11 protein-coding genes and 1 pseudogene are annotated in these 12,979 nt (G+C 38.3%); 2 read left to right on the forward strand and 10 right to left on the reverse strand.

The window, feature by feature from the left end; translation table 11 throughout:
- Positions 1–42: 42 nt before the first annotated feature.
- The 8 genes and pseudogenes from JOC83_RS06455 to JOC83_RS06490 all read right to left on the reverse strand — a co-directional run bounded on the left by JOC83_RS06455 (position 43) and on the right by JOC83_RS06490 (position 7,772).
- Positions 43–630, reverse strand: a complete 588-nt coding sequence (locus JOC83_RS06455; RefSeq protein WP_338038876.1) for a histidine phosphatase family protein — start codon at positions 628–630, stop codon at positions 43–45.
- Between the two features lie 131 nt (positions 631–761).
- On the reverse strand, positions 762–1,922 hold the full coding sequence (locus tag JOC83_RS06460) for a homogentisate 1,2-dioxygenase (protein WP_205185534.1): 1,161 nt from the start codon (positions 1,920–1,922) through the stop codon (positions 762–764).
- Positions 1,885–2,840 (reverse strand): annotated as a pseudogene (locus tag JOC83_RS06465) (fumarylacetoacetate hydrolase family protein). The gene JOC83_RS06460 and the pseudogene JOC83_RS06465 overlap by 38 nt, the downstream one beginning before the upstream one ends.
- Complete coding sequence (locus JOC83_RS06470; RefSeq protein WP_205185539.1) at positions 2,837–3,460, reverse strand: flavin reductase; 624 nt, start codon at positions 3,458–3,460, stop codon at positions 2,837–2,839. The pseudogene JOC83_RS06465 and the gene JOC83_RS06470 overlap by 4 nt, the downstream one beginning before the upstream one ends.
- Positions 3,461–3,600: 140 nt before the next feature.
- Positions 3,601–4,716 (reverse strand): 4-hydroxyphenylpyruvate dioxygenase, encoded by a 1,116-nt coding sequence (gene hppD, locus JOC83_RS06475; protein WP_205185542.1) that lies wholly within the window; start codon positions 4,714–4,716, stop codon positions 3,601–3,603.
- A gap of 177 nt (positions 4,717–4,893) precedes the next feature.
- Positions 4,894–5,697 carry an alpha/beta fold hydrolase gene (locus tag JOC83_RS06480; RefSeq protein ID WP_205185546.1) on the reverse strand — a complete coding sequence of 268 codons (804 nt, stop codon included), beginning with the start codon at positions 5,695–5,697 and terminating at the stop codon, positions 4,894–4,896.
- A 53-nt stretch (positions 5,698–5,750) separates the two neighbouring features.
- A complete protein-coding gene (locus JOC83_RS06485) occupies positions 5,751–6,122 on the reverse strand; it encodes a DnaJ family domain-containing protein (protein ID WP_205185550.1) in 372 nt (123 codons plus the stop codon).
- A gap of 312 nt (positions 6,123–6,434) precedes the next feature.
- A complete protein-coding gene (locus JOC83_RS06490) occupies positions 6,435–7,772 on the reverse strand; it encodes a trypsin-like peptidase domain-containing protein (RefSeq protein WP_205185553.1) in 1,338 nt (445 codons plus the stop codon).
- A 189-nt stretch (positions 7,773–7,961) separates the two neighbouring features.
- On the opposite strand from JOC83_RS06490, the gene JOC83_RS06495 reads away from it, so the two are divergent.
- Both JOC83_RS06495 and JOC83_RS06500 read left to right on the forward strand, forming a co-directional pair.
- Entirely contained in the window at positions 7,962–8,267 is a 306-nt protein-coding gene (locus JOC83_RS06495; protein ID WP_205185555.1) for a hypothetical protein, read from the forward strand.
- Between the two features lie 342 nt (positions 8,268–8,609).
- Positions 8,610–9,653 (forward strand): HD-GYP domain-containing protein, encoded by a 1,044-nt coding sequence (locus JOC83_RS06500; RefSeq protein ID WP_205185557.1) that lies wholly within the window; start codon positions 8,610–8,612, stop codon positions 9,651–9,653.
- A 92-nt stretch (positions 9,654–9,745) separates the two neighbouring features.
- On the opposite strand, the gene JOC83_RS06505 is transcribed toward JOC83_RS06500, so the two are convergent.
- Together JOC83_RS06505 and JOC83_RS06510 are read right to left on the reverse strand one after the other, a co-directional pair.
- Positions 9,746–12,616 (reverse strand): ATP-binding protein, encoded by a 2,871-nt coding sequence (locus JOC83_RS06505; protein WP_205185559.1) that lies wholly within the window; start codon positions 12,614–12,616, stop codon positions 9,746–9,748.
- Positions 12,603–12,977, reverse strand: coding sequence for a response regulator (locus tag JOC83_RS06510; RefSeq protein WP_205185561.1), 375 nt, complete (start codon positions 12,975–12,977; stop codon positions 12,603–12,605). The genes JOC83_RS06505 and JOC83_RS06510 overlap by 14 nt, the downstream gene beginning before the upstream one ends.
- Positions 12,978–12,979: the final 2 nt, after the last annotated feature.

A 12,979-nucleotide genomic window follows, 5' to 3' on the forward strand; every position in this document is an offset into this window, starting at 1 on the left:
CAACAGTATTTTTATACATTTCATCATAATAAAAAGCACAGCTTATTCTGTGCTTTTTACGAGGTGATCATGGTTATTAATTTCGACGATTTCCCACTCACCATCTTTGTATTTAAATGTACTGATTGATGTATTTTCAAGATGGCGCTTTCCTGTCCCGTCTTCTCCGTTCGTCACAAAGTGAATAAATAGATTAATAATGGCTCCATGACTGACAACGACTACATGCTTGTTCTTCGCCTCTTCTACAATCTCAACAAGTCGATCTGTTAAACGCTTTTGTGCATCTTCTAAACGCTCCATATTATAGACAGCATCACTTCCCCAGTTTGTTCCATAACCTGGTACTAGCTCCTCTAGCTTTGAGACCGCTTGTGCTTCTAAATCGCCAAAGGAACGCTCTCGTAATCTCTTACACGTCGTTACTTTTTCCACAGACACAACCTTTGCTATTTCAAGTGCTGTCTCATATGCTCGAAGAAGATCGCTCGAGTACATCACATCCACACGTTTATCTCGAAATGCTTCTGCTACTTTTTTCGCTTGCTCTCTTCCTTTTTCATTAAGTGGAATGTTTGAATGGCCTTGAATTAATCGTTGCTTGTTCCAATCGGTTTGACCGTGCCTCACTAAGTATAAAATCGTTGCTCATCCTCTCTTAAGCTTCATTCATAAGCATAGTATATCATCAACGAAACACAAAAAAGAGGCTGAGTCAAACAGGAGTATTCTTTCCCCCTTTTGTCTCAGCCCGCTTTACCTTATTGTTTTTCAATCCAGCTATACCGGTACTGTTCATCCTCAATCGCATGTGCCTGTTGAATCACCTTTAATGGACGGAATGTATCAATCATCACTGCTAGCTCTAACGTTTCTGTCTTTCCAATGCTATTTTCAATTTTACCTGGGTGAGGGCCATGTGGAATGCCTAGTGGATGAAGCGTAATGGAGCCTTCATTAATCCCTTTTCGACTCATAAAGTTTCCTTTTACATAATAAAGAACCTCATCACTATCTACATTACTATGAAAATAAGGCGCTGGAATCGCTTCTGGATGGTAATCATATAATCTTGGACAAAATGAGCAAATGACAAAATTATGTCCTTCAAATGTTTGGTGAATAGGTGGTGGCATATGAATGCGTCCGGTAATTGGCTCAAAATCACGAATGTTAAAAATCCACGGATAGATATTGCCGTCCCATCCAACCACATCTAGGGGGTGATGATGAAATGTATGCTTATGCAAGTAACCCCGTGACTTCGTTAAAACCGTGAACTTCCCTTTTTCATCATGCGTTTCTAACGTTTCAGGACCACGAAAATCTCGCTCACAGAACGGGCTATGCTCTAGCAATTGACCGAACTCATTGCGATAACGTCGCGGTGTTGTCACATGGCTCGTGGTCTCAATAACAAGCATTTTTGTTTCTCCTGCATCGGGTACAAAACGGTGAATGGTCGCCATCGGAATCATGATGTAATCGCCAGGCTCATACGTTAACGTACCAAACACTGTTTCTAGCTTCCCTGTCCCGTGGTGAACAAACAATAGCTCGTCGCCGTCACTATTTCGATAAAAGTAGGCCATCTCTTTCTTTGGCTCAACAACGCCAATTACAACGTCATCATTTCCTAGTAGATACGTACGACCCTTTACCATATCCTCTCCCTTTTCAAGGCGATGTGTTTCAAAGTGACGATGACATAGTGGTCCTTGCTCTTCATATTTATGCATGGCAGGTCCTACTAGCTCTGCTTGTGCCATGGCAGTAGGTGCAGAATGATGATATAAAATAGACTGAACACCAGAGAACCCTTTTGTTCCCATCACTTGCTCGCGATAGAGTGAACCATCTTCTTTTCGAAAAATCGTGTGACGCTTACGAGGAACCTCCCCCATTTGACGATAAAATGTCATCTCTTTTCCCCCTTATTTCACCGTATTACACAGTACACCCAGTCCATCAATTGCTAGCTCGACAACATCCCTTGATTGTAACCAACGATGAACATCTGTTCCTAGTTCTAAAATACAGCCAGTTCCAACTGTACCTGATCCAATCACATCTCCAGGATATAAGGTAGTTCCCTCAGATGCTCTCGCAATCATTTGTGAAAAGCTATAATAAAGGTCCTTCATATTTCCTTTTGATAATAGCTTGCCGTTTACCGTTGCCGTCATTTCTAAGTTATATCGATCATTTATACGCCTTTTTTCAAGCTCATCTTTTGTGACAAGATAAGGACCAAGCGATGTTGCAAAATCTTTTCCTTTGGCAGGTCCAAGTCCAACTTTCACTTCTTCTCGCTGAATATCACGTGCGCTCCAATCATTTAAAATACTGTATCCAAAAATATAATCGTCCGCTTCATCAACAGAGATGTTTTTGCCTTCTTTTCCAATAACGCACGCCACTTCTAATTCATAATCTGCCCATTGACACGAAGGTGGAAATTCTACTTCTTCATTCGGTCCGATAATAGAGCGATGATTCGTAAAGTAAAATACGGGAAATTCATACCACTGTGGTACCATTTCAAGTCCACGCTTTGCTCGAGACGTTTTCACATGCGCTTCAAACGAATAAAAATCACGCACGCTTGATGGTGCAGGAATCGGTGCCAAAAGCATGATATCTTTAAGAAGATATTGAGTGTTACCTTTTGCAGCAATGTCCTTAATACGCTCTTCATATTGATTATAACTTTCGATAATATGACTCAACTGAACAGGAAGATCTCCGTTACTTGCTTCGTGCAAATCAATGACTGCCTTTCCCTTCACAAGTCCAACACGTTGCTTTTGATCCTCTGTTTGAAACGTGATAAATTTCATTTCTTTGTTTCTCTCTTTCTCTCTAATACAAACGTATCACTGGCTGCTTTTGTGTAGGTCGCACCTGCTAAGCGACCAACTGGCGCTAGCTTCTCTGTATTTATTCTTCCACCTTCATAAAGGTCATCTTTAACATGAACACAGACTACCTGCCCAATAACTAGACTGCCAGCACCAGGCTGATCTCCAAAATGAAGAATTTGATCAAGCACACATTCTAACTGCACATCACTTTCCTTTACACGATAAGGCTTTACAATCTCACTAGGAATTTTCGTCAACCCTGCTTCCACAAATTCATCTACATGCTCATCAAACTCAATTGCTGTATGATTCATAGGTTCAACAATGCTTTCACCTACAACATTAATCACAAATTCGTTCGTTTGTTCAATGTTACGAAGCGTATCTTTTTTCTGTCCGTCACTTCCGCGTAGCATTGGTGCAAAACAAACCATCATTGGCGCTGCGCAAATTCCTGTAAAAAAGCTAAACGGCGCTAAATTCGCATTTCCTTTTTCATCAACCGTTGAAACGAATGCAATCGGTCTCGGTAAGACAGAGCCAATCAATAATTTATACGCATCTTTCCACTGTAATGAGCTCGGTTCTAGCTTCACAGTTATCCCTTCTTTCCTAATACGGTTTGGACAGCCTGAACAAACGCTTCATTCTCTTCTTGCGTATCAACCGTCACTCACTCATACCTAAAGGAGATGCCACCAACCTCATTAGAGGGGTGGCATCCGCTTAGATACTTTTACAAGTTACCGCGACGTGCTTGCTCGCGCTCGATTGATTCAAAGAGTGCTTTGAAGTTTCCTTCTCCGAATCCGACGGCTCCTTTGCGCTGAATAATTTCTACAAATAAAGTAGGACGGTCGACGATTGGCTTTGTAAAAATCTGTAATAGGTAACCTTCATCATCACGGTCTACTAAAATACGATTCTCACGAAGCTTTTCAAGATCTTCATCAATTTTCCCAACACGCGCTGATAACATTTCATAATACGTATCTGGTGTATCTAAAAATTCAATGCCATTTGCACGCATTTTTGTGATGGTATCAATAATATCATCTGTCAAAAGTGCGATATGTTGAATTCCTGCTCCGTTATAATAATCTAAGTACTCTTGAATTTGGGATTTTCCTTTTTTATTCGCTGGCTCGTTAATTGGGAACTTAATTCGGCCACCTTTGTACATCACTTTTGACATAAGTGCGGAGTATTCTGTGCTAATATCATCATCATCAAAGTGAATCATTTGCTTAAAGCCAAGTACATTTTCATAATAAGAAACCCACTCTTCCATCTTTTCAACATTCCCAACCACGTGATCCACTGCAATTAAGCCTGTAGGCTCATAAGGAATGTTGTATTCAGCTGGCTGAAATCCGGGCAGAAACAAGCCGTTATAGTTTTTGCGCTCGATCAAGCTGTGCTGTGCATCACCGTACGTACCAATAATGGCATGCTTTACGGTTCCGCTCTCATCTGCAAACTCTTTTGGAGGCATAATTGCAATTGCACCGCGTTTTACTGCTTCATTGTAAGCAGATTCTACATCATCAAACACAAGAGCTACGTCTTTGACACCATCTCCATGAAGAGTAACAAAGCGACCTACCTCGTGATCTTTTGATAATGAAGACGTTAGTACAAGACGAATTTTATTTTGTTGAAGTAGATACGATACTTTCTCACGGCTACCTGTTTCAGGACCTTTGTATCCAACAAATTTAAATCCAAATGCCCGGCAATAGTAGTGAGCTGCTTGTTTTGCATTTCCTACATAAAGCTCAAAGTGATGCACATCTTGAATCGGAAAGAAATCTTGTACTTTTGAATTCATTTGTAACGATGATTTTGCCATAAAATCATACCCCCACAATTATTCATAATGATTTAAATATTATGAATAAAATGTATCTCATTTAAGATTATCCATGCAAGAGCACGAAGCAATGCGTTTTTGTGGTGAAGTTCTACAAGAAGAAAATCCACAAAATCAACAAGTAGCCCAAGATTCATCATAGTGAGAAGGGCGCTCTCACGAGGAGGCGCCCTTTTCATCTAAAAATTCATATACAGCTCGGTCTACTTCGTTATTTTCATGTAACTCTGAATGACCTACTGAAAACGTCCTTAACTGAATACTAGGAACAAATTTTTGAAGACCATATGCACTTTCAATGGTGACGACTTGATCCGTTCCGTCTCCAATATTACCGGCACCAGAAAAAACAGGAATGGTTAACTTATTCGCTTCACTTGCTAGCTTTTGCAATGCAAGCGATCCATACTGTAAATCACGAGCTCCTTTTGACTGTTGAAAGTTTCGAGAGTTCGGATAATGCCTCATTAATTGCTCGTACTCTAATCCTTCAATGGGTGAACCTAGTGTGACAAGCTTAGCAATTGGAGCTTGTTCATATAAAACAGCAGCTGTTGAAGCCAGACCTCCCATACTATGTCCAATCACATATACATCGCTCTGGCTCGTATCTTTAACGACTTGTTTAATGACTTCATCTAACCACTTTGCTTGTTGTTCAATGCTATTGGAGGCATCTTTAAAAACAACTTGAACAAGCTGTAGCTCGTCCCCTTGAGGTGCGTTAAATCTTGTCCAATGTAACGTGCTGTCTTCATCCACTTCACAGATTGCGATTTTCTCTCCCCACCCATTCTGTTCAAATCGCTGAATCATTGTTTCTAAACTTCGCTCGCTTCCTAAATAACCATGTACAAATACAACCGGTAGCCTCTTTAATGAGACGACAGGCTTTGATGGTTGAAAAGAAAAAAAGAGAATCAATCCGAGTATACCTGTAACGAGGATCATCCATTTCATCAAACATTCCTCCGTTTGAATTCGTTACCGTTAGTATACACGAGTTACTTCTCTCATAAAAACTTACGTTGTATTTGTCGTTGATAATCGCGATAAGCAGCAGAGTGAGTCATTCCTTTTTTCTCCACTACCTGATTCAATTTCAATTGTTTTTCGGTTAGCTCTTTTTTCAGCTTATGGCGCTCATCTTCATCGTGACAACGCTCAATTAGTTGCTCAATCGTCATCAATCCTTGTTTTAGCACACTTTCTTCTGAAACCATGTTTGCGTTTTTCATCATGCGATAGGCTTGGCGAAGTTCAGGTGGAATATGCGCTAAATCGTCAAGTTGCAGCGGCTTACCACTCCCAGGAAGATGATCAAATTCTCCTTCTGCTTGAGCTTTTTTAATTCGCTCTTCAGCAATAATATGTGAAATATCCATCTTCTAACCTCCCGATCTATTTATACTTCTAGTATATGTGATTTCACCTTATCCTTTGAAAAAGGAGTGTGAACATTTTTTAAACATAAAAAAAGCCTCCTTAGCTAAATAAGGAGGTGGAAACATGCCCATAGGGTCATCATTGTTATGCCTACTTCTATAAAACCACAAAATGATAGCGTTTTCAACATTTTTCTTTCTATTTTAGCGAAATTTCGACAGGTATATGTTGGATGTCCTCTCTCATAACGAGTAAAAAAGGGCTATGAAAAAAGGAGAGTAGGTTTCTCCCTTTGACACAAGCCCTTTCTTTTAATTTTCTAGCTCTTCATCCGTTTCTTCGTCAACAATAGATTCCTTGTTTACGATTGTGCTATCGGTTTCTTCCGCTCCAGTCTCTTCTTCTAATGGTGGATCTTCATTATAGCTATCATCTTCTGGATACGTGTCTTCTTCATAATAGCCGTCATCTTCTGGATACGTCTCTTCTTCGTCATAGCTGTCATCTTCTGGATACGTCTCTTCTTCGTCATAGCTGTCATCTTCTGGATACGTTTCTTCTTCGTCATAGCCCTCATCTTCTAGATACGTATCTTCTTCGTCATAGCCCTCATCTTCTAGATACGTATCTTCTTCGTCATAACCGCTGTCTTCCTCATAACTCCACTCATCATAATAGTTGTAGTCTTCGTTATAATCTCCATCTTCAAAATAACCTTCATTACCATATAATTCTTGGTAGAAAAATAAACCTGAAGCGTTGTAAAACAGCTCCATAATTTCTTGTTCACTCATTGGTGAATCAATCCATTCATCAATGAGGGTAGCAATTTGATAAATCGGAATACTAAATCCAATCTGAACTTCTTCAGAGTGACGAGCAGAGTTTATTGCTAAAACGTGACCTGTTTTTCGATTAAGAAGTGGTCCACCACTATTACCTGGAGCAATGGGTGCTGAAATCTGATAAATACCTTCATATGTATGAGGAGGAATAACAAAGCTTCGATTGGTTCCACTAATATGCCCGAATGTTGCTGTGTTTTCCAATCCTCTTGGACTGCCCAGTGCAATGACTTCTTCACCAATTGTTGACGAATTCTCTCTCTCAAGAGCCAAAGGTGCTTTTCCTTTTAAGCCATTTACACGAATAATCGCAATATCAATGTCGTTACTATAGCCAATGACTCTTCCTTCATAGTCCGTTCCCTCTTTATCGCGAACAACAACATTCACAGCCCCTTCAACGACGTGGGCATTCGTTAATAAATCACCTTGTTCATTTATTAAAAAGCTCGAACCTTGACTGTAATCTGTAAATACAGTAAATACTTTTTCCTGTGCAGAAGCAATAACTTCCGTTAAATTAGCTTCCTCTTCTTTTACTAGCTTTGTGACAATTTCCTTTTGTACAGGAGCTGGCTCTTCGACAGGTTGGCTTACTTTTTCAACTTCGCTTTTCACAACAGGCTCATTGCTCAGCTCTTGACTATAAAACTCTTTTCCAATGAAGAAAAAGACACCAATACATGCTACCACTAGCCCAATTGTCACAACCTGAAGCAGCTTATTCTTTTTTAGCTTCGTTCCACAATGACCACAATATGTGCCACGTGTCTCTATTTGCCCTCCACACTTTGAACAATACATAAAAGCCCTCTTTCTATAGGTAAATAGTTCTAACTTATATAGTTTATTACATTTTTTGTTACATTAAAAGATGGCTAGAATAAGAAAGTTCATGACCAAATCAATTATTCTTAAAAATGTAGGTTTACGTTTATGAAAATAAGGTAATGTCAACAGTAAGAAGAGAATAGCTAAACGAGGAGGATTACAATGAGTGAAGCAATGGTTCAAACGAATGTTATATACGCTGTAGAGCGTCATTTTGATTGGGGATTAAAAGAAGGAAAAGAATTGTTTAGCAACCTTCCGAGCGAAATTATTGAACAAGCACTTGAAACGTTGCAACACCAAACACAACATGAACAAACAGACATAAAAAGTGCGATTCGCATTTTAAACTTTGTGAAATATAAGCAAATTAGCTTTGCATCGGTCTTGTTTAGTACAACAAGCGCTCAAACAAAACTTCATATTCTACAATCAATTGACGCTGCATTAGATACATTTAATCTATGAGCCATTGCCATTTCATTTAAATGATAAGAGGTTGTGTGGAAGGAGAAAATACTCTCTCTTTCACACAACCTCTTTTTTATTAGAGCTAATTTCTATATTTAGTTCTTTCTAACCAACATAAATGAAATATAGGTAAAAAGGTTTAGTAACTTTTGTAAAATTATGCTATATTTTATACATATAAACCTGTTTATCTTGATATTTATTAGTAAGTTTTCTTTAAATATACGTTGAACTCATGAACAACTTGATTTCTTCATGTACATGTGTCCGTATTCATCATTATCTCATCATGTAGAGGAAGATTGCTCTCATAGAAAGACAAAGTAAGGAGTGGTATGAATGGCAAAGTATCCTGTTTCCTTTGGTTTAGTTGGAGAAGAACTTGCCCAAGACGTCCATTCAGATCAAGGGATTTTATTGTTAAAACGAGGGGTTAAATTAACCGAATCTCATATTCTTATCCTTCAACGATATACCTTTGGTAAGAAAATTGCGATCGTCGATCAAGAAAATGAAGTACTAAAAGCACGCACACAAAAAACAGAAAAAATCTATGAAGTGTGCTTTCAAGCAATTAAAAATAGTTTTAGACAAGTGAAGAAAAAACCAATCACACAAATCGATTTCTCCTATTTAAACAAACATTATTATTATCTTCTTACAAGCTCGATGGAAGACTTAGCTGTTTTAAATCATATTCAAAAAGAAGATAGCTATGAAGAGTATGTGTATAGTCATAGTTTAAATGTGGGCATTATCGGTGCTTTAATTGGAAAAATTTTAAAGCGCTCTCAAGAAGAATGTCTACTCATCGGACGAATGGGCTTATTTCATGATATCGGCAAGATGATGATTGCAGATCAGATCTTAAACAAACGATCGCCTTTAACCGACATGGAGTGGAAAGAAATTAAAAACCATACGATTTACGGCCATAAGTTACTGCAAGAGCGAGAGGAATTTGAGAGTCATATTATTGCAGCTGCATTGTTGCACCATGAACGCATTGACGGTTCTGGTTATCCTCATGCTTTAAAAGAAAAAGACATTCCGTTTCTCGTTCAAATCATCTCGGTTGCTGACTGTTTTGATGCCATGCTATCAAAGCGAGCTTACCAAGATAAAAAGCCTATCTTTAGTGTAGTGTATGAACTAGTGGATGAAATACAACAAAACCGATTAAATCGCGCTATTGTATTACCACTTGTTCAATATGTTGTTCGTCAATATATCGGTGCAGAAGTAGAGCTAAGTGATGGCCGCACTGGTGAAATTGTTTTTATTCAAGATACAGATCCTCATCAACCATTAGTGAAAATAAAAGATGAATACATTGACTTACGTACGAATCCTTCTTTAAAGATTATAGGAAGCATTGAGTAATAAGTAAACCCCCCTTACCTTGAATGGTGAGGGGGGTTTTATGCTAAGGTTATCGTGTTACATACATGATGAACATTCGTTCTTCCTAGTGATTATAAATCTTGATCTTCTGGAATCATAATTTGACCTGATTGCTCTTGCTTATTAAGCAGTGTCTGCAAAATGACTTTCGATAATCGACTAGGTTGATATGGCTTGACTAAATAATGATGCGCACCGAGAGCTAACCCTTTTTCACGTTCATCTAAAGCCGAAGAAATAAAGATTGGAATGGTTGCGAGCTCTTTATTTTGTTTGACTCGCTCTAAAATCTTCCAGCCGTCAATCTCATCTTCTTTTAACATGATATCTAATACAATCGCTTGTGGTGGAGATGCTTCAATGAACGATAATGCATCTTCTCCATTGCTAAAGTATTGCACAGAAAAGCCACTTTCCTTTAGCTCTACTTGAAGAAGCGTTGCCAGGCTTTGATCATCTTCAACAATGACCACATTCGCATAACAATCACCATCTACCTCTATAATCTCTTCTTTTAATAGCTGCTCAGCAAGAGGTAAGGTGACGGTAAATGTACTTCCTTTTTTCACTTCTGATTGAACGGTTATATCCCCATCATGTGCTTTTACAATCTCTTTCACAATGGCTAGTCCAAGACCTGTTCCACCAATTTTACGCATATCTGAGTTATCTACCCGATAAAACTTCGTAAATAGTTGGTTAATAGAATCCTTTGGAATACCAATTCCTTCGTCTTTTATATCAATACAAAGGTTTCTCTCCTGTTTATAAACGAGAATAGTGACTCTTCCACCGTCTGGAGAATATTTAACAGCATTGCTGATTAAATTGTTAAACACTTGAATGAGTTTATCTCGGTCCCCTAATACAACTGTATGATCGACTTTTGTGACTAAATCAACTGTATGACTTGATGCATGAACTTGGTGTGATTGAATGACCTCTTTTATAATCGGAAGGACATCTTCATATTTCTTCTCATACGTTTGCTTTCCAGCTTCCATTCGTTGGACATCCAGAAAATCATTGATAAGTGATGTAAGACGTTTTGCTTCTTGATAGATGGTTGTTAAGTACTTCTTTTGCCTCTCTGGCTTGAGCTCTTTATTAATCATAAGCTCTGTGAAGCCTAGCACACTAGCAAGAGGCGTACGTAACTCATGACTCACCGTACTAACAAACTCAGATTTCATTTCATCTACTTCATACTCTTTTGTAATGTCTCGATGAACAAAGACAAACCCATATTTTTGGTTATTGCGATACACTTCTTCGCTATATACCTTCATCACTCTACGTTTTTTATTAAGGTGCATTTTATACGTAAAAGTGGTTCCAGTTTCACTCTTTCCTTGTAACACACTTCTCATATAATGTACGAGCTCTTCTCCACTCTCAACATTCTCTAAGAGCTTATGAGACCACTGATCAAAGGTATGATTCAACATCTCTTTAGGGGAAGGACACTTAAACAACTCACACATCGTCGTGTTTACTTGTAAAATAGATCCTGTTTGACTAAATAGTTGAACACCTTCGTGTATCGAATTTAAGATATCCTGATACAGCGAGCGATCATGTTCTGTTTCTTCATATACATTGATTTTTTCTAAAGCAATGCTTACTTGCTTTGAAAGCACCTCGCACATTTCTAAGTCATTTTTGCTAAATGCTCGATTATATCTGCTATAAGCCATACAAGCAATGACTTCACCTTCTACAGATAGTACGGGTATGATTAAATCATGGATATACATATCCCCTTCGTGATACATCTTTTCACTTGGCTTACATAATCGCTTAATTGTAAAAGACTTTCTTTGTTCTTTTGCTCTTAAGATATATCCGTTATCTTCACTCTTCATAAATTGGGACACAGCGTTGTTCGTTAAACCAAATGATGCATAGATAGACAGATCTTTCATCGAAACAACCAATCCATGATGAGCTTTTAACACTTCTGCCATACTGGTTACAACACTTTGAAGTAACTTTTGCTGATCAAGTGTATCCGCTAAACTATACGTGAATTCATTCCGAGATTCTAATTCAAACTCACGTTGCTGCATGATTGTCAATGCATGTTGCAATTCATCTTGCTGCGATTGAAGCTCATCTTGTTGAGCTATTAACTCTTCATTTTGAGCCATTACTTCTTCTTCATTTGTTTGTAACGCTTTGACCATCTGTGAAAAAGCATTTGTTAAAACTCCTACTTCATCTAATCGGCCATTCGTCTCAGGTAAGGAAACATGCTTACCACTTGCAATTTCTTCTGCTGTCTCCGCCAACTGTTGTAAAGGTTGGCCAATTCTTCTCACCATAACTCTAGCCATGTAAAATAACCCACCTAGCACAAGAAGTAAATAGCCAACAAAAAACCATTGACTATAATTAAGCTTTTGTACTAGCATATTGAAATTACTTTCTAACTCCTTATCAATACCGAAACTATATTCCTTCACGTACGCACGAAAGTCTGCAATTTGGATAGAGGACTGTTGAGTTGAAACTAATTTTTGTAAGTCTTCTAATCCCTTTTCTTCAAACGTTCTTATTCCATTTGGTAGAAGCGAGCGAAAATAATACGTATGAAATGCCGAAACTTCGTTCATAAACAGCAAATCTTTTTGTGAGCTTATTAGTTTTTGTAGACGCTCCATTTCAAGTTCAATTTTTCGATCTTGCTCCAACGCTTCGTTTAGCATCGATTTGTTCGAAAATGCAACGTATCCTCTAGACTGTAAAATCGCTTGTTCAAATCCGTCATCAATATTGCGTACAGATGCTTCTTTTTGCTCAAGGAGTGCATTCTTTTGTTGATACACATTCGCAATATACGATTCGTACCCTAATAATGTACTCATACCCACAACAAACAAAATGAAAAATGTCCCAATTAACCATAAGAATTGTTTTGAAAAGCTTTTATTTATGACCATGCAGAATATCCTCTACTTTTTTCACAAGCTCGAGTGGACTAAAAGGCTTTGACATAAATTCTGTCGCTCCAGCTTCAATGACACGTTCTCGATCTGTTGTTTGATTTTTAGCAGAAAGCATCAAAATCTTTGTTTTTTCATAACATGACATCCCTTTTATCTGTTGAATAATTTCAAGGCCCGTGTAAACGGGCATCATGTAATCAAGGATGAGAAGGTCGAATTCATCGTCTGTTTTGATTTTTTCAAGTGCTTCTTCACCATCAGAAGCCTCAATAACCTCATGCCCTTCATCTTCTAACGTATCAACAACAAGCATTCGCAAAACGGCTTCGTCTTCAGCTAATAGTATTCGTGCCATTT

Source organism: Priestia iocasae, from assembly GCF_016909075.1.
Classification (GTDB): domain Bacteria; phylum Bacillota; class Bacilli; order Bacillales; family Bacillaceae_H; genus Priestia; species Priestia iocasae.

Bases quoted from the DNA above. Each gene is read 5' to 3' on its own strand.
- JOC83_RS06490 (WP_205185553.1), bottom strand. From the start codon at position 7,772: ATGTATTGTTCAAAGTGTGGAGGGCAAATAGAGACACGTGGCACATAT.
- JOC83_RS06500 (WP_205185557.1), top strand. From the start codon at position 8,610: ATGGCAAAGTATCCTGTTTCCTTTGGTTTAGTTGGAGAAGAACTTGCC.
- JOC83_RS06460 (WP_205185534.1), bottom strand. From the start codon at position 1,922: ATGACATTTTATCGTCAAATGGGGGAGGTTCCTCGTAAGCGTCACACG.
- JOC83_RS06485 (WP_205185550.1), bottom strand. From the start codon at position 6,122: ATGGATATTTCACATATTATTGCTGAAGAGCGAATTAAAAAAGCTCAA.
- hppD (WP_205185542.1), bottom strand. From the start codon at position 4,716: ATGGCAAAATCATCGTTACAAATGAATTCAAAAGTACAAGATTTCTTT.
- JOC83_RS06480 (WP_205185546.1), bottom strand. From the start codon at position 5,697: ATGAAATGGATGATCCTCGTTACAGGTATACTCGGATTGATTCTCTTT.
- JOC83_RS06505 (WP_205185559.1), bottom strand. From the start codon at position 12,616: ATGGTCATAAATAAAAGCTTTTCAAAACAATTCTTATGGTTAATTGGG.
- JOC83_RS06510 (WP_205185561.1), bottom strand. From the start codon at position 12,977: ATGGCACGAATACTATTAGCTGAAGACGAAGCCGTTTTGCGAATGCTT.
- JOC83_RS06495 (WP_205185555.1), top strand. From the start codon at position 7,962: ATGAGTGAAGCAATGGTTCAAACGAATGTTATATACGCTGTAGAGCGT.